The organism is Saccharomonospora marina XMU15 (assembly GCF_000244955.1).
Classification (GTDB): domain Bacteria; phylum Actinomycetota; class Actinomycetes; order Mycobacteriales; family Pseudonocardiaceae; genus Saccharomonospora_A; species Saccharomonospora_A marina.
Genome location: NZ_CM001439.1, coordinates 325,693 through 350,413, shown reverse-complemented (window position 1 = coordinate 350,413; position 24,721 = coordinate 325,693). Strand labels below are relative to the sequence as shown.

At 68.4% G+C, this 24,721-nt stretch carries 24 protein-coding genes; 7 read left to right on the top strand and 17 right to left on the bottom strand.

The features are described from left to right. Positions 1-80: 80 nt before the first annotated feature. Positions 81-821: a DUF427 domain-containing protein gene (locus SACMADRAFT_RS01555; protein WP_009152018.1), complete on the bottom strand. Its 741-nt coding sequence runs from the start codon at positions 819-821 to the stop codon at positions 81-83. 122 nt (positions 822-943) lie between these two features. Here SACMADRAFT_RS01555 and SACMADRAFT_RS01550 point away from each other — a divergent pair, with 122 nt between their 5' ends. Then, positions 944-1,591: a response regulator gene (locus SACMADRAFT_RS01550; protein ID WP_009152017.1), complete on the top strand. Its 648-nt coding sequence runs from the start codon at positions 944-946 to the stop codon at positions 1,589-1,591. Here the strand turns inward: SACMADRAFT_RS01550 and SACMADRAFT_RS01545 are convergent. The 7 genes from SACMADRAFT_RS01545 to SACMADRAFT_RS01515 all read right to left on the bottom strand — a co-directional run bounded on the left by SACMADRAFT_RS01545 (position 1,578) and on the right by SACMADRAFT_RS01515 (position 7,254). Continuing rightward, positions 1,578-2,588 (bottom strand): ABC transporter substrate-binding protein, encoded by a 1,011-nt coding sequence (locus SACMADRAFT_RS01545; RefSeq protein WP_009152016.1) that lies wholly within the window; start codon positions 2,586-2,588, stop codon positions 1,578-1,580. The two genes, SACMADRAFT_RS01550 and SACMADRAFT_RS01545, sit on opposite strands and share 14 nt — an antisense overlap. Then, positions 2,581-3,429 (bottom strand): ABC transporter permease, encoded by an 849-nt coding sequence (locus SACMADRAFT_RS01540; RefSeq protein ID WP_009152015.1) that lies wholly within the window; start codon positions 3,427-3,429, stop codon positions 2,581-2,583. The genes SACMADRAFT_RS01545 and SACMADRAFT_RS01540 overlap by 8 nt, the downstream gene beginning before the upstream one ends. After that, a complete protein-coding gene (locus SACMADRAFT_RS01535) occupies positions 3,426-4,193 on the bottom strand; it encodes an ABC transporter ATP-binding protein (RefSeq protein WP_009152014.1) in 768 nt (255 codons plus the stop codon). Before SACMADRAFT_RS01535 ends, SACMADRAFT_RS01540 begins: the two co-directional genes overlap by 4 nt. After that, on the bottom strand, positions 4,193-4,819 hold the full coding sequence (locus SACMADRAFT_RS01530; protein ID WP_009152013.1) for an RraA family protein: 627 nt from the start codon (positions 4,817-4,819) through the stop codon (positions 4,193-4,195). Before SACMADRAFT_RS01530 ends, SACMADRAFT_RS01535 begins: the two co-directional genes overlap by 1 nt. Next, positions 4,816-5,532, bottom strand: a complete 717-nt coding sequence (locus SACMADRAFT_RS01525; RefSeq protein WP_009152012.1) for a PIG-L deacetylase family protein — start codon at positions 5,530-5,532, stop codon at positions 4,816-4,818. Before SACMADRAFT_RS01525 ends, SACMADRAFT_RS01530 begins: the two co-directional genes overlap by 4 nt. Then, complete coding sequence (locus SACMADRAFT_RS01520) at positions 5,529-6,482, bottom strand: DUF6282 family protein (protein ID WP_009152011.1); 954 nt, start codon at positions 6,480-6,482, stop codon at positions 5,529-5,531. The genes SACMADRAFT_RS01525 and SACMADRAFT_RS01520 overlap by 4 nt, the downstream gene beginning before the upstream one ends. 94 nt (positions 6,483-6,576) lie before the next feature. Further along, on the bottom strand, positions 6,577-7,254 hold the full coding sequence (locus tag SACMADRAFT_RS01515) for a GntR family transcriptional regulator (RefSeq protein WP_009152010.1): 678 nt from the start codon (positions 7,252-7,254) through the stop codon (positions 6,577-6,579). Between the two features lie 83 nt (positions 7,255-7,337). On the opposite strand from SACMADRAFT_RS01515, the gene SACMADRAFT_RS01510 reads away from it, so the two are divergent. After that, positions 7,338-8,120 (top strand): DUF1932 domain-containing protein, encoded by a 783-nt coding sequence (locus tag SACMADRAFT_RS01510; protein WP_009152009.1) that lies wholly within the window; start codon positions 7,338-7,340, stop codon positions 8,118-8,120. Between the two features lie 15 nt (positions 8,121-8,135). Here the strand turns inward: SACMADRAFT_RS01510 and SACMADRAFT_RS01505 are convergent, their stop codons facing one another. The 4 genes from SACMADRAFT_RS01505 to SACMADRAFT_RS01490 all read right to left on the bottom strand — a co-directional run bounded on the left by SACMADRAFT_RS01505 (position 8,136) and on the right by SACMADRAFT_RS01490 (position 15,343). Continuing rightward, positions 8,136-9,281: a GAF domain-containing sensor histidine kinase gene (locus SACMADRAFT_RS01505; RefSeq protein ID WP_009152008.1), complete on the bottom strand. Its 1,146-nt coding sequence runs from the start codon at positions 9,279-9,281 to the stop codon at positions 8,136-8,138. Positions 9,282-9,295: 14 nt separating this feature from the next. Continuing rightward, the gene (gene cydD, locus SACMADRAFT_RS01500; protein WP_009152007.1) at positions 9,296-12,604 is read right to left on the bottom strand and encodes a thiol reductant ABC exporter subunit CydD; all 3,309 of its coding nucleotides are present in this window, start codon (positions 12,602-12,604) and stop codon (positions 9,296-9,298) included. Next, positions 12,601-13,611, bottom strand: a complete 1,011-nt coding sequence (gene cydB, locus SACMADRAFT_RS01495; protein WP_009152006.1) for a cytochrome d ubiquinol oxidase subunit II — start codon at positions 13,609-13,611, stop codon at positions 12,601-12,603. The genes cydD and cydB overlap by 4 nt, the downstream gene beginning before the upstream one ends. A 211-nt stretch (positions 13,612-13,822) precedes the next feature. Next, positions 13,823-15,343: a cytochrome ubiquinol oxidase subunit I gene (locus SACMADRAFT_RS01490; RefSeq protein ID WP_009152005.1), complete on the bottom strand. Its 1,521-nt coding sequence runs from the start codon at positions 15,341-15,343 to the stop codon at positions 13,823-13,825. A 249-nt stretch (positions 15,344-15,592) separates the two neighbouring features. On the opposite strand from SACMADRAFT_RS01490, the gene SACMADRAFT_RS01485 reads away from it, so the two are divergent. Continuing rightward, complete coding sequence (locus SACMADRAFT_RS01485; RefSeq protein ID WP_009152004.1) at positions 15,593-16,195, top strand: TMEM165/GDT1 family protein; 603 nt, start codon at positions 15,593-15,595, stop codon at positions 16,193-16,195. A 22-nt stretch (positions 16,196-16,217) separates the two neighbouring features. Here the strand turns inward: SACMADRAFT_RS01485 and SACMADRAFT_RS01480 are convergent, their stop codons facing one another. The 3 genes from SACMADRAFT_RS01480 to SACMADRAFT_RS01470 all read right to left on the bottom strand — a co-directional run bounded on the left by SACMADRAFT_RS01480 (position 16,218) and on the right by SACMADRAFT_RS01470 (position 19,809). Next, the gene (locus SACMADRAFT_RS01480) at positions 16,218-16,850 is read right to left on the bottom strand and encodes an IclR family transcriptional regulator (RefSeq protein ID WP_009152003.1); all 633 of its coding nucleotides are present in this window, start codon (positions 16,848-16,850) and stop codon (positions 16,218-16,220) included. Next, on the bottom strand, positions 16,847-17,701 hold the full coding sequence (locus tag SACMADRAFT_RS01475) for a hypothetical protein (protein WP_083840826.1): 855 nt from the start codon (positions 17,699-17,701) through the stop codon (positions 16,847-16,849). Before SACMADRAFT_RS01475 ends, SACMADRAFT_RS01480 begins: the two co-directional genes overlap by 4 nt. Positions 17,702-18,102: 401 nt before the next feature. Then, positions 18,103-19,809, bottom strand: coding sequence for a BCCT family transporter (locus tag SACMADRAFT_RS01470; protein WP_009152000.1), 1,707 nt, complete (start codon positions 19,807-19,809; stop codon positions 18,103-18,105). Between the two features lie 148 nt (positions 19,810-19,957). Here SACMADRAFT_RS01470 and SACMADRAFT_RS01465 point away from each other — a divergent pair, with 148 nt between their 5' ends. The 4 genes from SACMADRAFT_RS01465 (at position 19,958) to SACMADRAFT_RS01450 (ending at position 23,147) form a co-directional block, all read left to right on the top strand. Next, positions 19,958-20,770, top strand: coding sequence for a CPBP family intramembrane glutamic endopeptidase (locus tag SACMADRAFT_RS01465; protein WP_009151999.1), 813 nt, complete (start codon positions 19,958-19,960; stop codon positions 20,768-20,770). Positions 20,771-20,863: 93 nt separating this feature from the next. Continuing rightward, the gene (locus SACMADRAFT_RS01460) at positions 20,864-21,052 is read left to right on the top strand and encodes a hypothetical protein (protein WP_009151998.1); all 189 of its coding nucleotides are present in this window, start codon (positions 20,864-20,866) and stop codon (positions 21,050-21,052) included. 216 nt (positions 21,053-21,268) lie between these two features. After that, complete coding sequence (locus tag SACMADRAFT_RS01455; RefSeq protein WP_009151997.1) at positions 21,269-22,453, top strand: arginine deiminase; 1,185 nt, start codon at positions 21,269-21,271, stop codon at positions 22,451-22,453. A gap of 142 nt (positions 22,454-22,595) precedes the next feature. After that, a complete protein-coding gene (locus SACMADRAFT_RS01450) occupies positions 22,596-23,147 on the top strand; it encodes a ferritin (RefSeq protein ID WP_009151996.1) in 552 nt (183 codons plus the stop codon). Positions 23,148-23,234: 87 nt separating this feature from the next. On the opposite strand, the gene SACMADRAFT_RS01445 is transcribed toward SACMADRAFT_RS01450, so the two are convergent. Both SACMADRAFT_RS01445 and SACMADRAFT_RS01440 read right to left on the bottom strand, forming a co-directional pair. Further along, a complete protein-coding gene (locus SACMADRAFT_RS01445; protein WP_009151995.1) occupies positions 23,235-24,104 on the bottom strand; it encodes a hypothetical protein in 870 nt (289 codons plus the stop codon). A gap of 3 nt (positions 24,105-24,107) precedes the next feature. After that, positions 24,108-24,683: a SigE family RNA polymerase sigma factor gene (locus SACMADRAFT_RS01440; protein WP_009151994.1), complete on the bottom strand. Its 576-nt coding sequence runs from the start codon at positions 24,681-24,683 to the stop codon at positions 24,108-24,110. Positions 24,684-24,721: the final 38 nt, after the last annotated feature.

The following is a 24,721-nucleotide window of genomic DNA, read 5'->3' as shown; positions in this document are numbered from 1 at the left end:
TCATTTGTCGTACGACGGGGGGAGTCAATCACGAACCCGGCGGGACGCCGACAAAGATCAACCGGATGGCGCAGCGCGGTTCATTCCCGCCGCTGTAGCTCGCCGTCCACGTAGACGTCGGCCTGTTCCTGCGGAAACGCCACGCGGCTCGCGATGCGGGTGCTCTCAGGCAGCGGGGTCCGGTACGACCACGCCAGGTCCGGCACCAGCGTCTCACCGGTGTTCACCGACCAGTACTCCGCCTGACCCTTGTAGGGGCAGTGCGTCACCTTGTCGCCGGCGACCAGCAGGTCAAGGCGCACGTCCGTCTTGGGAAGGTAGAAGCGGGTCGGCAGGTTCGTCTCGAACAGCAACGTCGGCCGGTGCGAATCGGCCACGGTGACACCGTTCACCTCCACCCGCACGTGCCGTGAGCTCGGCAGGATGTCCACGCGGGTGTGCGGGTCGCGTGCGTGGGTGAAGACCTCCTCGTCCTCCTCGAACCAGGCGTCCATCGCGGGCCAGTCCAGCCGCACCCGATCGCGCAACGCTTCGACCGGCGAGACCGGGTACTCGGTGACAGCGCCTTCGGCCTCGCGGTCGCCGACGCGCAGTGTGGACACCTTGCCTTCTCCCCTGCTCGGCGATCGCCGGGTCTGCCCCGTCGGCACGAACAACTCGGTACGCACGTCGGCTCGCGGGAAGTAGTACGTCGGGTAGTAGGGCACCTCCCAGACCAGCAACGGCCGTTCGGTGTCGGCCACCACCTCGCCCGCGAGCACGGCGCGTACCCGCTTGGCCGCCTGTTCGATTCGGACCTGGTCACGGTTTTCGGCACTCATACCGGGGCGAACTCCGCCGGGCCGAGCCGGTATTCCCACCGCCTCGCCACGTCAGGCGAAAGGGGTGCGACGGTGGTCTCAAGCTGGGCTCTTGGCCGTTTCCGCGGACGTAACCTTTGGCTATGGCCATTCAGGTGCTGCTTGTCGACGACCACGAGGTGGTGCGCAGGGGCCTTCGAGAACTCCTCGGTGACGAGGCGGGCATCGAGGTCGTCGCCGAGGCCAGCAGCGCCGACGAGGCCCTCGCGGTGGCCCTGCACGTCGAACCGGACGTCGCGGTGGTCGATGTCCGGCTCGGCGAACGCGGTGGCGACGGGGTGGCGCTGTGCCGGGAGTTGCGCTCGCTGGCCAACCCGCCACGGTGCCTCGTCCTCACCGCTTTCGACGACGAGGAGGCCGTGGTGGGCGCCATCATGGCGGGCGCCTCCGGCTACCTGCTCAAACAGGTTCGCGGCCAGGACGTGGTGAACGCGGTGCGGGAGGTGGCGGCGGGTCGCTCTCTGCTCGACCCGCTCACCACCAGCCGCCTGCTCGAGAAGGTGCGCCACCCCGAGGAGCCCGACGAGCTCACCGTGCTGAGCGAGCGGGAGCGCAGCGTGCTCGACCTCATCGGGCAGGGCCTTTCCAACCGGGAAATCGCGGCGCGCCTGTTCGTCGCGGAGAAGACCGTGAAGAACCACGTCACGTCGGTGCTCAGCAAACTGGGCATGCAGCGCCGCACCCAGGCGGCCGCCTGGATCGCCCGCCGGGGCGGCGTCACCCGAGGATGACCGCCGAGTAGTCCGGTGCGTTCGTCACCAGGCCACTGTCCAGGTGGAACCGCTTGGCTGTCTCGTAGGCATCCCGTTGCACGTCGGGTGTGCTCGGCACCTCCGAGCGCAGGATCGGCACCAATGCGTCCACCGCCGCCGGGTCGGACTTGTCGAGGTACTGCCCGAGCAGCTGACGCACCTCGGCCTCGTCACCGTGGATCACTTCCAGTGCCTTGCCCATCGCCCGCTGGAACGCCGCGACCTCGTCCTTCTTCTTGTCCAGCAGTGCGGTGGTGCTGAACATGACCCCGTGCAGCGCCCCCCGCATCGACGGCACGTCGCCGCGGGCGGGTGAGATGAAGATCCGGCCTGCACCGACGGCCTCGGCCTGCTGGCCGATGGGCTGGAAGAACGCGAGCGCGTCCACCCGCCCCGACTTCAGCGCCCCCACCGCGGAGGTGGCCGCGGCACCGAGGTTCACCAGCGTCGCATCGACGGCCGCGTCCTTGCCGATCCTGCCGAACAGGTACTTCACCAGCGCCTCGGTGCCACTTCCCGGCCCGGTGATGCCGATCTTCTTGCCGACCAGCGCCGCGGCCTTGTCCTCGACGCTCGCGCCGTCGCCGGGCACGTCGAGCGAGGTGGCGACGATGATGTCGACGTAGTACTCGCTGACCAGGCTGGACACGATCCGGGTTCCGTCGTCGGACTCGGCGAGGTTGAAGGCGTCGGTGACGACGCCCGCACCCAGGTCGATGCTGCCGGACTTGAGCGCGGCGGCGACCTTCGCGCCGGTGCCCAGCCGGGGCCGGTCGCCCAGCTTGACGCCCTCCTCGGCGAAGATTCCGCGCTGCTCGGCGATGAACAGCGGAAAGAACGCCACCGAGTTGCTGATCTGGCCGATGTTGAGGGTTCCTGTCGGGGTCGAGGACCCCCGCGACGCGCAGCCTGCGAGCAGTAACGGAGCCGCCGCGAGGCCCTTGAGAACGGTGCGGCGTGCGAAGTTTTCAGTCATTTATCGGCTTCCATTTGTTGACACGTTTGTCGATGAGTCCCACGAACACGTTGAGCACCGCGGCGATCACGCTCAGCACGACGAGCGTCGCGAACACGCCCGCGGTGTCGAACTGTGCCGCGGCATCGTTGATGAGGTAGCCGAGTCCGCGGTTGGACGCGACCAACTCACCGATCACCGCACCGATCAACGCGTACGGGATCGCCACCTTCAACCCGGTGAGCACACCGGTCATCGACGCGGGCAGTACCACCTTGCGAGCGATGTCCCAGCGGTTTCCTCCCATCAGCCGCACCGCGTCGACAAGGCCTCTGTCGACGTCGCGAACGCCTGCCGCGGTGTTGAGGAACACCAGGAAGAACACGGTGGCCGCGGCCAGCAGCACCTTCATGTGCATGCCGATGCCGAACCAGACGATGAACAGCGGCGCCAACGCGACCTTCGGAATCGAGTACAGCGCCATGATGAACGGGTCCAGGACCCGGTAGAGCAGATTGAGTGAGGCCAGCACGAAACCGGCGAGAGCACCGGTGACCGCACCGAGCAGGAACCCGTAGACGATCTCCTGCACGGTGATCCAGCTGTGCAACCACAGCGTGCCGTCGGCAGCCCACTCGACGAGTCTGGTGACGATGTCGGTGGGCTTGCTGGTGAAGGTGATGTCGATCCAGCGCTCGCCCGCGATCTCCCACAGCACCAGCACGAACGCGATCAGCGCGAGCCGAAGCACCCACACCGTCGTGGTGGTGCCGTGCCGCTGCCACCAGGTGCGGGGAACCGCGACGCGGACGGGGCCGCCGTTGCCCGCGGTTTCGGTGATGACTCCGCTTGCCTCGGTCATCGCGCTCCCTCCTGCAACGCCGCCGCCAGTTCGGTGTGCAGCGCGACGAACTCGGGGTCGACCCGCAACGTGTCGGCGTTCCTCGGCCTGGCGAGCTCGATGGGACGGTCGAGCAGGATCGCGCCGATCTTGCCGAGCACGACGACACGGTCTCCCAGCAACAGCGCTTCCTCGATGTCGTGGGTGACGAAGACGACCGTCTGCCCGCCTTCGTGCCAAAGCCGCAGCAGGTCGGCCTGCAACTCGGCGCGCAGCTGGGCGTCGAGTGCGCCGAACGGTTCGTCCATCAGCAGTGTCGAGGGGTTGCCCGCGAGCAGCCTGGCGAGGCTGGTCCTGCGGCGCATACCGCCGGACAACTCACGCGGATAGTGGTGTTCGAAGCCGGTGAGCCCCACTCGGCCGATGAGCTCGGTGGCGACGGCTCGCCGCTCGCGGGCAGGCGTTCCGCGGATCTCCAGCGGCATCTCCACGTTGCGGAGCACGTCGCGCCACGGCATCAACGTGTCCGACTGGGTGAGGTAGCCGATCTCGGTGTCGGGTCCGGTGAGGACCCGGTCGCGGTAGCGAACCTCGCCCTTGCTGGGCTGGGTGAGGCCGGCGAGCAGGTTGAGCAGTGTGGACTTGCCGCACCCGCTGCGGCCGAGCACGGTGACGAAACTGCCCTCCTCGATGGAGAGCGTGAAGTCGCGCAGCGCGACGGTCGCCACGTCGTTCTTCGCGAACTGCTTGGTGAGTTCGCGGGTCTGCAGCAGTGTCGCGGTCATCAGGGGCTCTTCTCGTCTTCCGCGCGCATGCCGTAGGCGTCGTAGCTGAACTCGCCCGCCTGCCACCGCTCGCGCAGTCGGTCTTCCTTGGCGATGCGCTCGCGAACTGATCGGATTACGTCGTCGACGTCAGCCGCAGCAACGGCGACGGCTCCGTCGTCGTCGAGGACCACGAGGTCTGCTGGGTTGACCGTCGTGCCGCCGATCTCCACCGGCACGTTGACGCTGCCGCGGACGTTCTTGCTCGCCCCGCGCGCCCTGCGCCAGCGGCACCACACGGGCAACTCGAGCGCCGCGAGTTCCGCGCTGTCGCGCACGGCGGCGTTGACGAGCACCCCCGCGGCTCCCGCGACGCGGGTCTGCGTCGCCAGCAGGTCACCGAGCAGTGCGACCGGCTCCGGGTTCGGCATCGTGAGCACCAGCACCTCACCGGGCCGCAGCTGCGTCATCGCCTCGTGCACCGCGCGGTTGTCGGCCTGCCCGCACAGCGCGGTCCTCGCCGGACCGGCGACCTTGCGGCCCGGGATGAGCGAGATCCACTCCTCGTCGAGCAACCCGCGCCGCGAGTAGCCCTCGTACACGGTCGCGACGCCTGCCAGCGCGAGTTCCTCCACCGGGGCGCTCACAGCGCGCTCACCACATTCGGCAGCAGCCGGTGGAAGGCTTCGGCCTGCCGGATCCCGGCGTTGCCGGTGACCTTGCGCGCGTGGTTGCCACGCTGCTCGGCGCGTTGGGTGTAGTACTCCTTGAGGTACTGCTGCGCGGCCATGTGGCCCATCGCCTCGACCTTCCTGTCGAACACGGCTGTGATGTCGACGTAGACCGTGGGCACGAAGCCGCACAGTTCCGGCTGGTGCGGCTCGAACGCGAGGAACTCCGACGGCGGTGCGGTGCGAAAGCCGCTGGCCACACCGGCTCCGGAGGTGAGCAGGCGTGCCTTCGCCACGGCGGCGTGGGCCACCGGGTGGTCGGGGTTGAAGGGGTCCTTCTCGGGATGGGTCAGCACCACGTCGGGCCCGAAGTCGCGCATCAACTCGGCGAGCCGCGTGATCGCCTCCTTGCCCACCTCGAGCGGGTAGTCGCCGAGGTCGAACGCCTCGAAGCGGGCGCCGACGGCGGCCGCGGCCTTCGTTGCCTCTTCGTGCCGGATGCGTTTGACGTTCTCCTCGGTCTGGCCTTCCTGCTTCCACAGCTCGCCGGACTCGCCGCGCTCGCCGTAGGACAGCGCGACGACCAGGGCCTCACCGCCTGCGGCGGTGTGCGCCGCGACGGCTCCCGCCGACCGCCATACGAAGTCGGCGCTGTGGGCTCCGACGACCAGCAGCTTTCGCGTGCTCATGCCTCTCCCCTCACGGGCGCGTCCGGCAGCGGCTCCGCGCCGACCAGCCACCTGCTGTTGTGCACGGTCATGGTGCGGACCTCTTCCTCGGTGAAGCCGCCTTCGAGCAACACGTCGGCGGCGATGGCCAGGCCGTCCTCGACCGGAGGGTTGAACGGCTGGCCGAGGTCACTGGAAATCACCGAGTGCTCGTAGCCCGCGTCGCGGATGTTGCCCAGCCACACGTCCCAGTCGACCTTGCCGGTGTACGGGGTGGTCAGGCAGCGTTCCAGCAGGGCGCCCCTTTCGGCCAGCCTGCGTTGCCGCTCGATGCCCACGCGCTGGGAGGTGAACTCGGGGTGGGTGACGACGACGCGCCGCACGCCTTCGGTCTCCGCGGCCTCGACGACGCGTTCGATCTCGTCGGCGTGCAGATGGCCGGTGGCCAGCACCATGTCGTGTTTGGCGATCAGCCGCAGCACCTGCCTCGTCTTCGCGAGAACCTGTCCTGCTTCGTCGAGCACGTCCACCGCTTCGGCGGCCATTCCTGCTTCGGCGAGTTCGGCCTGTATCCGGGCCCACATCGGCGGTGTCGCGCCCTCGGGTTCCGCGGCCTGGCAGTCGCGCTGGTTGGCGCTGTCCACAGTGGGCAGCCACACGAACTTCGCGCCGCTTCTCGCGGCGATCTCCACGGCGATGGGGTTCATGCCGCCGACGGAGGCGTTCAGCGTGATCGCGCCGAGCACGGTGGTGTCCGGCCGCACGCCGCGAACCACCTCGGCTCGCTCGGCCGTGGGCACGTAGTGCGATTTCAGTACGAACCCGGCCATCCCCACTTCCGCGAACCGCTGGGCGAGGGTGACGTCGTCCACCCTGCGGCGCATCACGTCCGGCGCGATGTGGATGTGGACGTCGAACGCTCCTCGCACCAGTTCGCGAGCACGGTTTGACGGCTGAGGGTGCTCAGGCATGTCGCTCCTTTGCGGCCATTTTCTGAGCCTAGATTGTTAACAATCTCGTCGCAGGAGTCAACAAAAATCTGTGCGCGGATTTCGTGGAGCCGAGCTACGGCAGGCCGTGCAGGGTTGGTCCCGGCAGGTCCACCTCTTTCAGCGCGGCGATGACGCTGTACAGGTGGGCGCGGGCGGCGCTCTCCGCGGCCTCGGGATCGTGCGAACAGACCGCGTCGATGATCGCCAGGTGTTCCGGCAGCGAAACCGCGGGCCTGCCGGGGTGCATCGCGAGCCGGAACTGGTGGCGCACGTTCTGCGCGCGCAGCCGCTCCAACACCTTCGAGGCGGTCTGCTGACCGCTGATCTCTCGCAACCTGCGGTGCAGCTTCTGGTTCAGTTCGGAGTAGCCGAGCAGGTCACCGTTGGCCACCGCCGCGCGCATGCCGGTCCCGATCCCGGTGAGCTCGCCGATCTCTGCCGCGTTGATCCGTTCGGCGGCCTTGGCGGCGCACAGCCCCTCCAGCACCATGCGGACCTCGGAGATCTCGACGGCCTCCTCCAGGGACACCGCGCGCACCCGCGCACCCCGGTTCTGCACGCGCTCCACGAGTCCCTCGTTGGTGAGCTCCAGCAACGCCGAGCGTACGCTGGCCCGGCTGGCCGAGAACCTGGCGGAAAGGTCCGCCTCGACCAACCGCTGGTCGGGGACGAACTCGCCGCGAACGATCGCCTGCCGAATGGCGTCGACCACGGCCTGCTGCTGCGGCCGTACGGCCTCGCCTCCCGCCACGGTAGCTCCCACCTCAAAGCACTGAGTATTGTCACCAATTTTGTTAGCTAGTGTACCGTCTCGCGGGCGAGAGGAGTTCTGCTGTGTCGCTATCGGAAGAGGGACCCACGATCGCGGTTCTCGGGCTGGGCGAGGCGGGCGGCGCCTTTGCCCGTGACCTGGTGGCGGCGGGCGCGGTGGTACGCGGCTACGACCCGGCGGTCGCCGCCGGTGACGGTGTGGTCGCCACGGCGGCCGAGGCGGAGGCGGTTACCGGCGCTGACCTGGTGCTCAGCGTCAACAGTTCGGCCGCGGCCGTGGCTGCGCTGCGAGCGGGCATCGACGCGCTCGCGCCGCGGGCGGTGTGGGCGGACCTGAACACCGCTTCACCGGCGAAGAAGCGACAACTCGACGAGATCGCGCGAGAGCACGGCCGCTCCTGCGTCGACGTCGCGATCATGGCCCCCGTGCCCGGTAGCGGGTTGCGGGTGCCGATGCTGGCCAGCGGGCAGGACGCGCAGCGGTTGACCGCGCTGCTGCGGCCACTCGGCGCGAACGTGGAGGTGTTCGAAGGCCCACCTGGGTCCGCGGCCAGCCGCAAGCTGCTTCGCAGTGTCTTTTTCAAGAGCCTCGCGGGCGCGGTCGTCGAGGCACTCGAGGCGGCTCGGGCGGCCGGTTGCGAGGAATGGCTGCGCGGCAACATCGTGGAGGAGTTGACGGGCGCCGACGAGTCGACGGTGGACAGGCTGGTGTACGGCACGTACAAGCACTCGGTGCGGCGGGCGGACGAGATGGCGGCCGCTGCCGAGATGCTGTCCGAACTGGGGGTGCCGCCCGCCATGGCGGCAGGCGCAAGGGACCTGCTGCTGCGGCTGTCGCGGCAGTGATGGCGCGTAAGGCGCTCACTGCCGCAGCGGCAGGTCGAACGCCACCAGCGTGCCCATGCTCGGGGAGGAGTTCACGGTGAAGGTTCCTCCCGCCGCGTCCGCACGCTCGGCGAGGTGGCGCAGGCCTCGCTTCGCGACGTCGCGGGGTACGCCGCAACCGTTGTCGCGCACCCGTAACCGGATGCCCGCGGCGTCGCGGTGCAGCGTCACCCTGGTTTCGCTCGCGCCGGAGTGACGGACCACATTGGACAGCGCCTCGCGCAGCGCGGCACGCACGTGGTCGGCGCGTTCGGGCGGGATGTCGGCGAGTTCCCCGGACAGTTCCAGGGTCGGCGGGTAGCCGAGGAGTTCCCCCGCGATGCGCACCTCGGCCCGTGCCGACTCGGCGAGGTCGGTCGCGGCGGGCTCCGGCTGCCTCGGGCGCGGCTCGGGCGAGCGCAGATCGCGCACGGTGCCCCTGATCTCCTCGATGGTCTGGTCGAGCTGGTCGATCGCCTCGGCGAGCCGGGCCGCGTCGGCGTGGGCGAACCGCGTGCGCATCCGCCGCCGGACTCGCTCCAGCCGCATGCCCGCCGCGTACAGCCGCTGCACGATGACGTCGTGCAGTTCCCTGGCGATGCGTTCCCGTTCCTGGTATAGCGTCACGCGGTGCCTGGCGTTGGCGCCTTCGGCGAGCGCGAGCACGACCCCCGCCTGCCCCGCGAACGCCGTCAGCACTTCGACGGTGCTCGCCGAGAACGGTTGCCTTCCCGGGGCTCGGTAGACGGTGAGCACGCCGAGGATGCGCCCGGGTGTGCCGAACGGCGCGGCCGCGAACGGCCCGTAGGCGCTCAGTTCCTTCGGCACGAAGCGAGAAGTCCTGGCGTCGCTGGTCACGTCGTCGGTTACAACGGGCTCGCCGCCGCCTGCGACCCTGCCCGCGGCCGACTCCGCGGGCAGCACCAGTCCGAGCAGGTCGGCCGTGGACTCGCCGTGCGCGGCCTCGACGGTGACCGAACCGTCGTCGGAGCGCACCATGACCAGCCCGAGATCCGCGTCGGCCAGTTCCACGGCGTGGCGCACAACCGAGCCGAGCACGGCGTCGGGGTCGTCGTCGGACAACGCGGTGGCCGTGATCTCGGTGGCGGCGGAGAGCGCTCTGGCGGCAAGGGTGGGTTCCATCAGCGCTATCAAGGTTAGGTCCCTTCGGCTGCCATGACCGGGTGTGTGGCGGTGACGTGCGCCGCCACGCTCCCCGCTCGAACCTCCAGCACGAGGTCGGCGAAGGCGGCTTCCTCCGGCCGGTGGGTGACGTGCACGACAGTCTTGCCCGCCAGCAGGGCGGTCAGGTTGGCCAGCACCTCGCGGGCGGTGGGTTCGTCGAGGTGGGCTGTGGGTTCGTCGAGCAGCACGAGGTCGGCGGCGTCGGCGGCGAGCAGTGCCCTCGCCAGCGCGACCCTGCGCGACTGCCCTCCGGAAAGGCCTGCGCCCGCGCTGCCGAGGACGACGCCGGGGTCGAGTCCCGGCAGGCCCGCAGCGGTGAGCGCTGCGGTGAGTTGCTCGGTGTTGGCGTGCGGATCGGCCAGCCGCAGGTTCTCGGCGACCGTGGTGGAGACGAGTCCGGGCTCCTGCGGCGCCCATGCCACCCGCCGGGGCAACACGATGTGGCCCAGCCGTGGCGGCAGGAAGCCGAGCAGGGCGGCGAGCAGGGTGGATTTACCCGCGCCCGAAGGGCCGATCACGGCCACGTGGCAGCCGTTGGGGATGTCGAGGTCCACTCCGGCCAGCACCGGGTTGCCGGTTTCGGGCCAGCCCAGCTCGACTCCACGCATGGTGATCGCGCCGTCGGTGGTGTACCGCACCGTGTCGGGGGTGGAGGGCGGTTCGGCGGCCAGGGTGGCGGCCAGCCTGCTGCGGGCGTCGCGCAGCGAGTCCCAGTGTTGCGCCGCAGGCGGCAGCATGGTCAGCACCTCGGCAACCGCAAGTGGAACGAGTGCGAGCACGGGCGCGAGAACGGGATCGAGGGCTCCTGACGCGGCCGCTCGCGTGGCGAACCAGGTGCTCGCCACCGCAGCGGTTCCGGTGGCGAGTACCACGAGGCCGTCGGCGGCGCCCGCGCCGAGTGCCTGCCTGCGCGCGGCTGCGGCCAGCCGGGCGTCGGTGCGAGCCAGTTCGGTGCGCCGCGCGGCCGCGACTCCGTAGGCGAGCAACTCGGCTGCCGCGTCGAACAGCGAGAGCACCTGGGTGGCGATGTCGCGCCGTCCCGCCGAGAGGGTCGCGGTCGCGTGGCGTTCGAGTGCCAGTGCCAGTGTGGGGGCGAGCGTGGCGGTGGCGATCACCGCGACGGCGAGTGCGAGCCCGGCGGCCGGCAGTACGGCGTACTGCACGGCCACCGCCCCGGCGAGCACCACCCCCACCACCAGCGGCGGCGTCACCACCCTTGGCAGCAGGTCGCGGACGGTGTCGACGTCGTCGACGAGCCTGCGCAGTCCCTCTCCCCTTCGCAGTCCCAGTGTGCGGGAAGGGCCGAGCCGCACGAGCGCACTCCACAACCGTTCCCGCAGCCTGCCCGCGATGCGGAACGCGGCGTCGTGGGTGACGAGCCGCTCGGCGTATCGCAGGCCCGCGCGGCCGAGGCCGAAGGTGCGCACACCGACGATGGCGACGGCGAGGGTGAGTATCGGGGGTTGCTGTGACGCCTTCGCGATGAGCCACGCCGAGGTGGCGGTGAGCGCGATGCCCGCGAGCAGCGCACCTGCGCCGAGCAGTACGCCCGCGGTGAGCCTGCGGTCCAGCAGCGAGCGAAGGCGCAGGGGTGAGCCCGCAGCGCCTCCGGGCTCACCTTCCTGCGTGGCCGGCTCGGGGCCGCCCAGGTCATCGCCGGTGTCGAGCGCGGTGCGCTCGTGCGCGGCGATCACCACGGCTGCCCCGGCCCGTTGTGCCTCACCGACCGCGGTGAGTACCCGTTCGGCGTTGTGCGCGTCGAGGTGGGCAGTGGGTTCGTCAAGCAGCAACAGCCAGGCCCCTGCCCGCACCCGCAACAGGGCGCGGGCCACCGCGACCCGCTGCCGCTGCCCGGTGGACAACCGGTTGACCGGGCGGTCGGCGAGCCCGGTGAGGTCCAGCCGCGCGAGCAGCTCGGTGACGTCTTCGGGTTGGGCCGCCGCCAGTTCGAGTTCGCCGCGGACGGTGCCGCCCGCGAAGGCGGGCGACTGCGGTACCCACGCGACGCGCTCGCGCCAGGCCGCCAGGTCCAGCTGCTCCAGCGGCACGCCCGCGATGGTGACGCTGCCGCTCGTCGGCCGTACGAAACCGAGCAGCACGGACAGCGTTGTCGTCTTTCCTGCGCCGCTGGGAGAGGTCAGCCACACGGTGGATCCGGGAACCGCGGTGAAGGACTCGCCGTCGGGGGCGAAGCTGCCGCGTCGCCGAACGCGCAGTTCGCGGACCCGCAGTTCGCCGCGTGGTGGAACCGCGGTGCCGGTTTCGGCACCGGGCTCGGCGAGTACGTCGGCGACCCTCCGAACGGCTTCGACGCCGTCCTCGCTGGCGTGGAAGGCCGCCCCGACCGACCGTAACGGTTGGTAGCACTCCGGTGCGAGGATCAGTACCCCGAGTCCGATCGCCAGCGTGAGGTCGCCGGAGACGAGCCGAAGCCCGATCACCACGGCCACCAGCGCGACGGAAAGGGTCGCGGCGAGTTCGAGCACGAACGCGGAGGAGAACGCGATGCGCAGGGTGGAGAGTGTGGTCTTGCGGTGCCGTTCGCTGACGCGGCGGACGGCGTCGGCCTGCGCGGCGGCCCGCCCGAAGGCTGCGAGCACAGGCAGCGCGCGCACGAGTTCGAGTAGGTGACCCGACATCCGGTGCAGCGCGTCGGTCGAGGCGCCGACCCGCTCGGCGGTGTACTTGCCGACGAGGATCGCGAACAACGGCAGCAGCGGCACGGTGAGCGCGATGAGCACCGCGGAGGGCCAGTCGGCGAGGAGCACGGCAGCGCCCGCGGCCAGTGGGACGACGGCGGCGGTGACGAGCGCGGGCAGGTAGTCGGTGAAGTAGGCGTCGAGCGCGTCGAGTCCTCTGGTCGTCAGCGCGGTCAACTCGCCGGGGCCACGCCGGTCGATCCACTCCGGACCGAGACCGAGGGCATGGTCGACCACCTTGGCACGTAGCTCTTCCTTCGCGCCCACCGCGGCGCGGGCCGCCACGACCCGCATCGCCCAGCCGACCACGGCGCGAACGAGCACGGCCGCCAGCAGCGCGGCCAGCATCGGACCGTGCCCGGTGAACTCGCCCGCGACGATGTCGGCCACTATCGAGGCGAGCAGGAAGGCCTGTGCCACGAGTGCGCCCGCGTTCAGCAGCGACAGCGCGGCGGTCAAGGTCAACGCTCGGCGCGCTGCGACCGACAGTGCGGGCAGCGCACCGAGCGGACCTCGTCCCACCCGGCCTGTGTCCGGTTCGGACACTTTGGCGGGAAGGGTGGCTCGGGTGGGAGAGTTCATCGGGGGACGTGCGCCTTCGGGATGTGCCTTGTGCCGATGCGGTTACGGAACACCCAGTAGGTCCAGCCCTGGTATACGAGCACGGCGGGTGCTCCGAAGGCCGCCACCCAGGTCATGACGCGCAGGGTGTAGGGGCTGGAGGACGCGTTTTCGACCGTGAGCGAGTAGGCGTCCGCCAGCGTGGAGGGAAGTACCTCGGGGTAGAGGCCGCCGAACAGAGTTGTCGCGGCCGCAGCGATGAGCACGCCGAACGCGGCGAAGGCCTGTCCCTCCCTTCCCACGGCCAGCCGCCACCACCCGACGGCGGCTGCCAGCGGCACGACGAGCAGCGGTACGAGGGTCCAGGTCACGCCCTCCCGCCATTGCACGAACAGCCCGAGTGCCACCAGCGGGAGCAGCGCCGCGGGTGCGATGCGCAGCGCGAGTGCCCGTGCGCGATCACGCAGCTCGCCTTCGGTCTTCAGCGCCAGAAACGTGGCGCCGTGAACGAGCGAGAACCCGGCGATGGCCAGCGCGCCGAGCAGTGTCTCCCAGCGCACGGCCGCGAACGGGGAGCCGACCCGGTTTCCGGCGGCGTCGATGGGCAGCCCGAGCACGGTGGTGGCCAGCACGAGGCCGACGCCGAGCGGCGGTATCCACGAGCCCACGACGATCACGCGGTCCCAGGCGCGCCGCCATCGTGCCGAGTCGACCTTGCCGCGGTATTCGAAGGCGACGCCACGGCCGATCAGCGCGAGAAGGAGCACCAGCAGCGGCAGGTAGGCGGCGGAGAACAGCCCGGCGTACCAGGCGGGGAACGCCGCGAACGTGGCACCGCCCGCCACGATGAGCCATACCTCGTTGCCGTCCCATACCGGGCCGATCGTGTTGATCATGACGCGTCGCTCGGTGTCGTCACGACCGAGTACGGGCAGCAGCATGCCGACGCCGAAGTCGAAACCTTCCAGGAAGAGGTAGCCGAGCCAGAACAGTGCGATGACGCAGAACCAGAGGGTTGCCAGATCCACTACGACTGCCCTCCGGCCGATGTCTCACGTGAAACCAGATTCCCCCAGGCTGTGCACAACCCCCCGAGTTGCCCACAACCCGCAGGTAAGAACCCGTGGATGCAGGCGAAACCGGTAGGCTGAGTGCGGGGTCGCCCCCCGGAGAGGGTGGGGGTTGGTACCTGCTCCCCGCTTGCTCGATTGGCGGGTCGAAGCATCTGCTCCACCTTCCTCAGTAGGCGAACGCGAGCGCGTCGTCGGATCCGGAGTCGTCCGGGTTGTCGGGTTTGCCAGGTCCGCCTTCCCCTGGTGGCGACTGCTTCGGTGGCATCACCGCGTCGACACCGCCCCGGACGTACTTGACCAGCAGGAACACCTCCACAACGGCAAGCGCCGCGTACACCGTTGTCAGCGAGATCAACGAGGTCCACACCTCGCCGGTCGACACGTTCGAAACCGCCTGCGCCGTGAACATCCACACGCCGTCCACGCCGGAGGGGTTCGGGACGACGACGAACGGCTGGCGGCCCATCTCGGTGAAGATCCAGCCCGCGCTGTTGGCGATGAACGGCAGCGCGATGCCGAGCAACGCCATGCGAGGGAACCAGGGTGACCGAGGAATCCTGCCTTGCCGGGTCAGCCACAGGGCCGCCACGCCGATGGCGGCGGAAAGCGCGCCGAACCCGATCATGATTCGGAAGCCCCAGTAGGTCACCGGCAGGTTGGGCACGTAATCGATCGGCTTGCCCGCCAACTCGCCGAGCATGGGGTCGTTCGGGTAGTTGGAGCCGTACCGCGCCTGGTACTCGCCCACCAGGTCCCGCACGCCCTTCACCTCCGTGGTGAAGTCGTTGTGGGCCAGGAAGGACAGCAGCGCGGGGACGGTGAAGGTCTTGACGCTGTCGCAGTCGGCGTCCGCGACGTCCCCGATGGCCAGGATCGAGAAGCTGGCGGGCTGCTCCGTCTCGCACAGCGCCTCCGCGGCTGCCATCTTCATCGGCTGCTGCTCGAACATGAGCTTTCCCTGCTGGTCGCCGGTGACCAGCAGCGCGACGAACGAGGCAGCACCGACCCACGCACCGAGCTTGAGCGAGGAGCGCCACGCCGCGGCGTGCTCGTCGCCGGAAGGCCGCTTCCGCCACAGCTGCCAGGCAGCGATGCCGACGAGGAAAGCCGCCGCCACGGCGAAAGCTCCGGCAATGGTGTGTGGGATGGCCGCGAGCGCGGTGTTGTTCGTCAAGACGGCCCAGATGGAGTTCATGGTGGGCTTGCCCTCCACGAACTCCGCGCCGACGGGGTGCTGCATCCACGAGTTGGCCGCGAGGATGAAGTACGCGGAGGCAAGGGTGGCCAGGGAGAACGCCCACACGGTGGCCAGGTGCACCCGTTTGGGCAGCCTGCCCCAGCCGAAGATCCACAGCCCGAGGAACGTCGACTCCACGAAGAACGCGACGAGCCCTTCCATCGCCAGCGGCGCGCCGAACACATCCCCGACGAAGCGGGAATACTCGCTCCAGTTCATCCCGAACTGGAACTCCTGCACTATCCCCGTGACCACGCCCATTGCGAAGTTGACAAGCAGCAGCTTGCCCCAGAACTTCGTCATCTTCAGGTATCGCGCGTCGCCGGTGCGCACCCACGCCGTCTGCATGCCCGCGACCAGGACGGAAAGTCCGATCGTCAGCGGGACCATGAGGAAGTGGTAGACGGTTGTGATGCCGAACTGCCAGCGTGCTAGTTCCAGGACCTCCACGAGATCAACTTTGCCGCCCTCCTGCTCCCCGGATCAGGTCCCGTAGTCCCTGGCTCACCGGGACCTTGGTCCCACCCGGTCACCCCCGCTCCGCGAAAGAAAGGCTTTCGGCGGGCCGAAACAAATAATAAGGACAGCCGACGCGAAATTTTTCTGTCCGGCTTATCCGACAATTCGTGATTCCCATGTACTGGGCATTTCTCGTAACCCCCTTTATCGTTGAAGTGAATAGGGGGTGTTCACCTAAGGATGTCGTCGGCCCTACTTGCTTTCGTAGCCGCGTTCGCGCTGGTCGTCGCCGTGGAACTGCCCGACAAGACGTTCGTGGCGACGCTCGTGCTCAGCACCCGCTTCCGCTCGAAAGCGGTGCTGACCGGGGTGATCGCGGCTTTCGCCGTGCAAGCCGTCATCGCCGTGGCGTTCGGCAGCGTGTTGACGTTGTTACCCGATCGGCTCGTTTCCACGGTCGTCGGCGTGCTCTTCGGCGCGGGCTCGGCGATGTTGTTGCGGCAGGGTTTTCGAACGGCCGACGACGGCGCGCACGACGCCGCACGCATGGCCGCGGCGCCGGCTTCGTTCGGACGGGGCGCGTTGTCCTCCTTCGGGGTGCTCTTCGCAGCCGAATGGGGTGACGCGTCGCAGCTTGCCACCGCAGGCCTCGTGGCTCGCTACGCTCAACCGTTGGCAGTCGGACTGGGTTCCTTCTTCGCCCTGGTCGGCGTGGCCGCACTGGCTGTGCTGCTCGGCCACAAGATCCGCAACCGGATCCACCCACGCATGCTGCAGCGGGTGGCTGGATTCGTCTTCGCCGGTCTGTCCGCTTTCGCGTTCGGCAGCGCGCTGTTGGGTTGAGGTTGACCGCACGGTTGCTGGCTCAGCCTCGCAGTACCTCGGCGAGTTCCGCCGCCGCGCGCGCGACCTGTGGCCCCACACGCGCGTTGTCCATCGCCTCGAGCGCCACCACCCCGACACTGGCGCGCAACCCCGTGACCCCGCGGACCGGCGCCGCCACGCCGAACGTACCTGGCTGCGGCTCTCCTGTCGCCACGGCCCATTCCCTGCCCTTGGCCCGCAGGGCGAGAGCCTTACCCGCCGCGCCTCGCGAGATCGGATGCCTGCTGCCGATCCGGTAAGCCACGTGAAACGAGGTCCAGGACGGCTCAGCGACGGCGATCACATGGAGCTGGTCACCTTCGGCCACGGACAGGTGCGCGGTGACGCCGACCGACTCGGCCAGCCCGCGCAGCACGGGCCGCGCGGCGTCACGTAGCTGCGGCAACATCTGTCCCGCCAACCGCAGCACTCCGGCACCGAGCCGCACCTTGCTGCCGTCGCGCCACACCAGTCCACGTTCGGCCAGCGGCACGAGCAGCCGGTACACAGCGGCCCTGCTGGTACCGATCGTCGCGGCGAGTTGGGAGATCGTGGCAGCCTCACCACCGGTGTCCGCCACGGCCTGTAACAGTGCGAGCCCGCGATCCAAGGTCAGCGAGCTCTCCCTGCTCACAGCAGGCCCAGACCTTTCAGATCCGCGATCGGCTCCGCGAAGCTCGCCGAGGCGTAGGAGGTGAACAGCGAACGCACGGCCGTGGCGGCGGGATCGCTGAACTGGCTCACCTCGCCCGCGAGCGACTCGCCATCAGTGCAGGCCAGCGCAGCACGTACATCACCTCCGCACAGGCAGCGAGCCGACGCCACCAGCACGTTCAAGAACCCGTGGTGCTCGAAGCCGGTCGCCTGGTCGGTGTACCGCACGGCGCGCTGCAGGCTGTTCGTCGCCTTGAACGAAGCGCCGGGGTAGCTGCTCACCACGGACAAGAAGTCCGCCACGTCGTCGATGCTGGGGAAGTTCTCGCTGGACAGACCCCCGCATCGAATCTTCGGCCAGCTTCCGTGTTCGATGACCTTGCGCACACCGTCGAGCCAGCCCACTCCTCTGCGTGGCTCTACGACCCGCACGACGTCCTCGGGCACGAATTCCGACACCCGCTCCAGCCAGACCTCGTCGACGTCGGAGGGTGCGGGCATCTCGACCATGCGCAGTGAGAGCAGTTCGTTGCGCGATTCGACGATGGAGATGGCCTTCGGAACGCCGCCGAGGCCGGTGTCGATGATCAGCGAAAGCGGCAGCGGCTCGGCAGGCCGGATCTTGATCAACTCCGTGATCATCTCCGGTAGCCGGGAGGCCTGGCACAGGAACACACCGAGCATTCCGGCGTGTTCCCCTGCTCTCGTCTCGAGGTGCTTCTCGAGCGCCTCACGCATCGTCGCTTCGCTTGGCGGGAACAGTGCCGAATCGTCTACGAGCCGCGCGAACAGGGGCGGGATTCCTCGCGGGCCGGGGGGCGGGAGTTCCACAGCGCTTGACACGCCTCACACGCTAGTAGCGAACGAAATCAGAACAAAGTCGTCCGTATTACGAACGACTAGCGAACGCCGTTCACGCCGTCTCGCGACGCCGTGTGGCCGAACCCACACCGGTCGCCACCAGCAGCATGCCCGTCATGTGCGAGAGCCTCGACCCGAAGAAAAGCCCGCGCACCGTGCCCCTGAGGTTGCCTACCGAGCGGCGGAACCTACCGCGGGCCGCGGCCTGCCCAACCATCACGACGCCTTTGCTGTCAGCGGCTCCTCCAGAGGTGTCGGCATCGCGCTGCCCTGCCCGGGGCCGGCCGGCAGGCGTTTTCGCTGCCGCACCCCACCCGGCAAGCGTGACGCCCCCGGCACCTCTCCCGCCGGGGGCGTCGCTCACCAGTCCGTCAGGACTGCTCAGGTACCTGATCCTTCGCTCTGCCCGCACTGCCGTTGGGCTCGACGAGTCCCTCGTCGATCAGGCTGTGGGTCACGTGCTCGGTGATCTCCTGGCGCTGCAACCGCCGCTGCACGCGCAGCATGGTTCTGCGCTCGGCACGGAAATCTCGCCAGATCGACACGCACATGCCCAGCATCACCACACTGAACGGCAGGGCGATCAGGATGGCGGCCAACTGCAGCGCACTGAGCCCACCGGCCAGCAGCAACGCGATGGCGACGGCGCCTTCCATGACGCCCCAGAACACCCGGCTCCACGTCGGCGGGTTCGGGTCACCACCCGACGCGAGCATGTCCACCACCAGCGAACCGGAGTCCGAGGACGTCACGAAGAACAGCACGATCAGAATCACAGCGCCCACGGCCATGATCGTGCCGCCGGGTAGGCCTTCGAGCAGGCCGAACAGCGCCCCCTCCGTGTCGACGGTGTTGGCTCCGGTCTCGTCGGTGCCGATCAACCCGCCCTCACCGAACAACTGCCGGTACAGCGCGGTCCCGCCGAAAACGGTGAACCACAGGAACGTGATGGCGGTCGGTACCAGCAGCACGCCTGCGACGAACTCGCGCACGGTCCTACCTCGGGAGATGCGCGCGATGAACACGCCGACGAAGGGCGCCCACGAGATCCACCAACCCCAGTAGAACGTGGTCCACCAACCCTGCCATTCGGTGCCGGACTCACCTTCGTAGGCGGTGGTGTTGAAGCTCATCCGCAACAGGTTCTGGAAGTAGTCGCCGATGGACTGCACGAGGTCGCGGAAGATGAACAGCGTCGGCCCGAGGATGAGCACGAACAACAGCAGCACACCGGCAAGGCTGATGTTGAAGTTGGACAGCCAGCGAATGCCCCGCTTGAGGCCGGTGATCACACTCACCACGGCCAGCGACGTGATCGCACCGATCAGCACCACATAGGTGAGGTTTCCCGGATCGCTGACCACGTTGAGGAAGTCCAGCCCCGCAGCCACCTGGATCACGCCGAGCCCCAGCGAGGTGGCCACACCGAAGAGCGTGCCGACGATCGCGGCGATGTCGATGAGATCACCGATCCATCCCCTGATCCGCCTGCCCAACAACGACTCGAGCGCGTACCGGATCGAGACGGGACGCTTCTTGCGATGGATGGCGTACGCGAGCGCGAGGCCGACGACCACGTAGACCGCCCAGGGGTGCAGGCCCCAGTGCAGGAAGGTCTGCACGATCGAGTCCTGCGCGCCCTGCTCGTCCTGCGTGATGCCGGTGGCCCGGTTCGGGATGCCCGCGAAGTGGTTGAGCGGTTCGGCCACACCCCAGAACACCAACCCGATGCCCATGCCCGCTGCGAACAACATCGAGAACCATGACCGCAGCCCGAACTCGGGCTCCTCCTCGTCGGGCCCGAGCTTGATGTCGCCGTAGTGACTGAGCCCGACCCAGATCGCGAACAGCACGAAGCCGGACACGATCAACATGTAGTACCAGCTGAAGGTGCCGATCACGGCTTCCTGCACGGCGCTGATGGTGTCGCCCACCAGTGTCGGGAAGGCCACCGTGAACAGCACGAATCCCACGATGATGACCGCGGCGGGCCAGAAGACCCTCGGTGCGATCGTCCTGTGCCACGGAGGTCGTGAACCAGGCGGCGCCACGGCCCCAGTACCTGACGTTTCCGTCACGAGGCTGCCTCCTTCGTCGCGGTGTTACGTCCGTAGCACCCTAGTGCCATCCGGAACGATCATGTGGAAAAGTAACGGTGACGGTTCGCAACCCGTTGCCGCGCTCGCCGCCGACCTGCGGTTTCGAAGAGTCATGTAACGTGCCACAGTGTCGAACGGCCTACGTGACTGGTTGCGGCCGGCGGCGCCGCCGCGCCCCTCGGTCGTCACCGACCCTGTTCAGCGGCGCGGGATCGTCGTCGAACTCGTCATCGTATTCGCCATCACGCTGGGTCTTTCCGGCCTGCGTAGCCTGCTTACGCTGCTGGACGCGCTGCTGCGCACGGAACCGCTGCGTCGGCAGCGGGTGGCCATCAACGCCCCGCAGGCCACGCTCGACCTGATAGACCTCGGCAAGCAGCTACTGAGCGTCGTACAACTTCTCGGCTGGGGTGCGCTGGGGTTGTACCTGCTGTGGCGAGGCGGGATGCGGCTGGCCGAGGTCGGGTTGGATCGCCACAGGCCGCGCAGGGACCTCGCGACGGGGGCGGCGTTGGCTGCGCTCATCGGTATTCCGGGCCTCGCCCTGTACTTCGTCGGCTGGCAACTGGGTTTCAACCTGGCGGTTCAGCCTTCCACGCTCACCGACAGTTGGTGGCGGCCGATCACATTGACGCTCGCGGCCTTCGGCAACGCCTTCGCCGAGGAAGTGCTGGTCGTCGGCTACCTGCTCACCCGGCTGCGCCAGCTGGGACTGCGGGAGAACTCCTCACTGCTGCTCGCCGCTGTTCTGCGCGGCTCCTACCACCTTTACCAGGGCATCGGTGGGTTCGTCGGAAACCTGCTGATGGGATTGGTGTTCGGGAGGGTGTGGCAGCGCACCAATCGGCTGTGGCCGCTCGTTGTAGCTCACACCCTGTTGGATGTGGTGGCCTTCGTGGGCTACGCGGTGCTGCGGGACCATGTGACCTGGCTGCCGTGAGGTTGCCGGGCACTCGAACATATGTTCTAATCGGAGGTGTCGGCCCGCAGGGGATGCGGAGGGTTGACACCGTCGAACAAGGAGGGGATTCCCATGGCTTGCAAGATCACACACCGCGTGAACGACCAGCAGATCCGGTTCGCCAACCGTGACGCCGCTGAACGGTATGCCGAGATCATGGGTGGAGGCGTGGACAACTGGCACTTCACGATCGTGCCGTCCGGTGAGTCACAGCGGGGCGTGGTCACCGAGTCGGTGAGGCCGCAGCGCGTCCAGTCATAGTGCGCAAGGATCCGCGGGCAGACGTTGGCACATCGAGGGGAAACCGAGCCGAAGCGGCTCAATCATTAGCGCGCCGCGCCGCGTCGTTTCGCGGGGCCGCGGAACGAGTCCCGGGTCATTACGCTCGCGCTTGTGACCCCACCACGCCTTGACAGCGCTCCGAGTCTTGACGACGTCGACCGCCAACGAACACCGTCACACGGTCCCCGGCCTCGCGTGGACAGTGAGGTTGGTCCGCTGCGGTCGGTCCTGCTGCATCGGCCCGGCGCCGAACTCAAGCGGCTGACCCCGCGTAACAACGACCAGTTGCTGTTCGACTCGATCCCGTGGGTGGACCGCGCACAGCAGGAACACGACGCCTTCGCTGAAGTGTTGCGGGGACGCGGGGTTGAGGTACTACTGCTGACCGACCTGCTGCAGGCGGCGCTCGAGGACCCGAGGGCACATGTGGCAGGTGTGCACGCGGCGGTGGACAACCGGCGACTCGGCGACGATCTCGCGGACTCGCTGCGGTCGTACCTGTCGGGAGTGGAACCAGCGGTGCTGGGTGAAGTGCTGATGTCGGGCATGACCTTCGAGGAACTGCCTGCGTCGGAGGGCACCTCCCTGGTGCGCAAGATGCACCACCCTCACGACTTCGCGGTGGACCCACTGCCGAACCTGCTGTTCACGAGGGACTCATCGGTGTGGATCGCCGACAGGGTCGCTATCGCCTCACTCGCGATGCCCGCTCGGCGCAGGGAGACGGCGCTGCTCGACATCGTGTACGCCTACCACCCCCGCTTCCGCGGAACGGTGCGGGCGTACGGCGCGCACTCGGCGCCCGTCGAGGGTGGCGACGTGCTGCTGCTGGCACCCGGTGTGCTGGCCGTCGGGGTTGGCGAGCGCACCAGCGCGGCAGGTGCCGAATCACTGGCGAGGTCGGCGTTCGCGGACGGTATCGCACATACCGTGCTGGCAGTCCCGATCGCGCAGAACCGCGCGACGATGCATCTGGACACCGTATGCACGATGATCGGCCCGGATGCGGTGGTGATGTACCCGTTGGCCAGGGACTCGCTGGTGGCCTACTCACTGCGCCCTGATGCGGACGGCGGCCTGCGCGTCGATGGGCCCGCACCCTTCCTCGACGCGGCGGCCCAGGCGATGGACATCGACCGGCTGCACGTGATCGATACCGGGCTGGACCCGGTAACAGCCGAGCGCGAGCAGTGGGACGACGGCAACAACACGCTCGCGGTCGCTCCTGGGGTCGTGGTCGGCTACGAGCGCAACGTCGAGACCAACGCGCGCTTGGAGGAGGCGGGAATCGAGGTGCTACGCATCGCGGGTTCGGAACTGGGGTCGGGCAGAGGTGGCCCGAGGTGTATGTCGTGTCCCGTTGCCCGAGATTCCGTCTGAAAAGACAGGCTTCCCTAACCACAAATTTTTAGGACAGCCTAATCGAAATTAGCGAAGCCTATCCCGAGTTGCGGTCCACAACTGGGTTCCACCTCACTCCTGTCCATTGAAGGACAGCGCCGAACTGCAGTATTTTGAATATATGGCCACCTTGAAGAAGCATCCGCGTTCGAAGTTCTACGAATTGCTGCAGGCTCAGATCCAAAACGAGTTCAACGCCTCGCAACAGTACGTCGCGCTGGCTGTGTGGTTCGACAACGAGGACCTGCCGCAGCTTGCGAGGTACTTCTACAAGCAGGCGATCGAGGAGCGCAACCACGCACTCGCACTGGTGCGGTACATGATGGACACCGACCACCACGTCGAGATTCCGGGTACCGGTGACGTTCGCAACGACTTCTCCGACGCGCGCCAACTGGTCGAGCTCGCGCTGGAACAGGAGAAGGGGGTCGCTTCGGACATCCAGACGCTGGCCAAGGCGGCACGCGAAGAGGACGACTACGCCGGTGAGCAGTTCATCCAGTGGTTCCTCAAGGAGCAGGTCGAGGAGATCGCGAAGATGTCGACGCTGCTCAACGTCGTCGACCGCGCGAAAGGCAACCTTTCGGAGGTGGAGCAGTTCCTGTACCGGGAGTCGGCCACCGACGAAGGGACCGACCCCACGATGCCACCTGTGGCCGGCGGCAAGCTCTGACCAGTCTCGAAACGAACCCGGGCTCTCCCCCTGTGGAGTAGCCCGGGTCCGTTCCGGCTGCGGCACGAGCGCGCTCGTGCCGACGATTCAGCAGGGCCAGGGCTGCGCGAGCAACCGCAACCGCATGACCGTTCCCTGCGAAATGGCGAGGTGGTAGCGCGCGTTGCCCACCGCGACCGAGTAGCCGTCGGTTTCCACGGTGAGTTCGTCGTAGGCAGCCTGTACCTGTCCCTCCGACGAGCCGGCCCCGACGCCCTCCGTCGTACGTGCCTTCGACGCGTTGAAGGCCACGAGCCCGTGCTCGGCCGAGATCACCACGTCCTCGATCGCGTCGGCACCTTCGGCGAGCGCGTAACGCATGCAGCTGCCGTCGGGTGGTGGAGGCTGCGCGTCCGAGGTCAGCATGCCGGTCGCCACGGCTTGCTCGTAGCGCATACCGAGCCGCAGTTCCTTGTAGCCGTCGTGGCGGAGCGCGGATTCGGCCAACATGACCGTACCCCTCGCCGGTGGCGCCGTCGTCGGTGTGCTCTTCGGCTCCGAGCCGGACGCGGTGCGCTCGGTCCGTGTGCCGGCCTGTGCCTCCGGTGACTCACCTGCTCGGCCCTCGCCCCTTGGCCTTTCAAGACGTGTCGACGGTGCGAGGTGCGACGTGGTCGCTCGGTCTGCAGCCGGTGGAGCGGCGATCTGGACCTCCGGCTTGCCCTCCGGTTTGCCGAGCTCGCCAAGTAGCACTCCGCCTGCCACGAGGCCCGCCACCGCGAGGGTCGCCGCACCGCTCACCAGCGCCCCGCGACGGCGGCGCCGCCGCCTCGCCCCCGCGACGATCCGTTCGCCCGCGTCGGATCTCGGCGCGACGTCCAGCCGGTCGTCGGAGAACAACCTGCGCAGCTCGACGTCCAGTTCCTCACCGCTGTCGGGGCCCCCAACGCCGTCCAAGTCCTCGCCTTGGCCGTCCATCCGTCATCTCCCCTCGGGAGCTCTGTCGTCTCGCAGCCTGCCGCGCAGCGACGCGATCGCCTTGCTCGCCTGACTCTTCACGGTGCCAGGGCTCACCCCGAGGGCGTCGGCGATCTCGGCTTCTGACAACCCCTCGTAGTAGCGCAGCACGATCACCGCACGTTGCCTCGGCGGTAGCTCCCGCAGCGCTTGCCACAGCGGCTCGTGCTCGAACGGGTCCGCGGGCATGTGCGGATTCGGCTCCGGAAGTTCCGCGACCAGGTTCTCCCTGCGGTGCCGCCGCCACCTGCTGATGTGGGCGTTGGTCATGGAGCGGCGCACGTAGGCAAGCGGGTCGCCGGTCTTGCGCAACACCTGACCCCAGCGTGAGCCGATCTTCTCCAGCACCGTTTGCACGAGGTCCGCCGCGTCATGTGGGTTGCCTGTCAGCGCGTGCCCGTACCGGAGTAGTCCGGGCAGCGTCGCCTGCACGAACTCCTCGAAGTCCGCGAGGTCGCCAGGCACGACCGATCCCCTCTCCCGACCGACTGTGCCCGCCCAGCCGTCTCCCCTTGCGACGACGGGCACGAATGCGGTCACGGTAACGCCTCCCTCCGGTGGCCGTTCACCTGGCTCGA

Excerpts from the sequence above, each read along its gene's own strand:
- SACMADRAFT_RS01555 (WP_009152018.1), bottom strand. The coding sequence starts at position 821 with ATGAGTGCCGAAAACCGTGACCAGGTCCGAATCGAACAGGCGGCCAAG.
- SACMADRAFT_RS01550 (WP_009152017.1), top strand. The coding sequence starts at position 944 with ATGGCCATTCAGGTGCTGCTTGTCGACGACCACGAGGTGGTGCGCAGG.
- SACMADRAFT_RS01545 (WP_009152016.1), bottom strand. The coding sequence starts at position 2,588 with ATGACTGAAAACTTCGCACGCCGCACCGTTCTCAAGGGCCTCGCGGCG.
- SACMADRAFT_RS01540 (WP_009152015.1), bottom strand. The coding sequence starts at position 3,429 with ATGACCGAGGCAAGCGGAGTCATCACCGAAACCGCGGGCAACGGCGGC.
- SACMADRAFT_RS01535 (WP_009152014.1), bottom strand. The coding sequence starts at position 4,193 with ATGACCGCGACACTGCTGCAGACCCGCGAACTCACCAAGCAGTTCGCG.
- SACMADRAFT_RS01525 (WP_009152012.1), bottom strand. The coding sequence starts at position 5,532 with ATGAGCACGCGAAAGCTGCTGGTCGTCGGAGCCCACAGCGCCGACTTC.
- SACMADRAFT_RS01520 (WP_009152011.1), bottom strand. The coding sequence starts at position 6,482 with ATGCCTGAGCACCCTCAGCCGTCAAACCGTGCTCGCGAACTGGTGCGA.
- SACMADRAFT_RS01505 (WP_009152008.1), bottom strand. The coding sequence starts at position 9,281 with ATGGAACCCACCCTTGCCGCCAGAGCGCTCTCCGCCGCCACCGAGATC.
- cydD (WP_009152007.1), bottom strand. The coding sequence starts at position 12,604 with ATGAACTCTCCCACCCGAGCCACCCTTCCCGCCAAAGTGTCCGAACCG.
- SACMADRAFT_RS01485 (WP_009152004.1), top strand. The coding sequence starts at position 15,593 with ATGTCGTCGGCCCTACTTGCTTTCGTAGCCGCGTTCGCGCTGGTCGTC.
- SACMADRAFT_RS01460 (WP_009151998.1), top strand. The coding sequence starts at position 20,864 with ATGGCTTGCAAGATCACACACCGCGTGAACGACCAGCAGATCCGGTTC.
- SACMADRAFT_RS01450 (WP_009151996.1), top strand. The coding sequence starts at position 22,596 with ATGGCCACCTTGAAGAAGCATCCGCGTTCGAAGTTCTACGAATTGCTG.
- SACMADRAFT_RS01445 (WP_009151995.1), bottom strand. The coding sequence starts at position 24,104 with ATGGACGGCCAAGGCGAGGACTTGGACGGCGTTGGGGGCCCCGACAGC.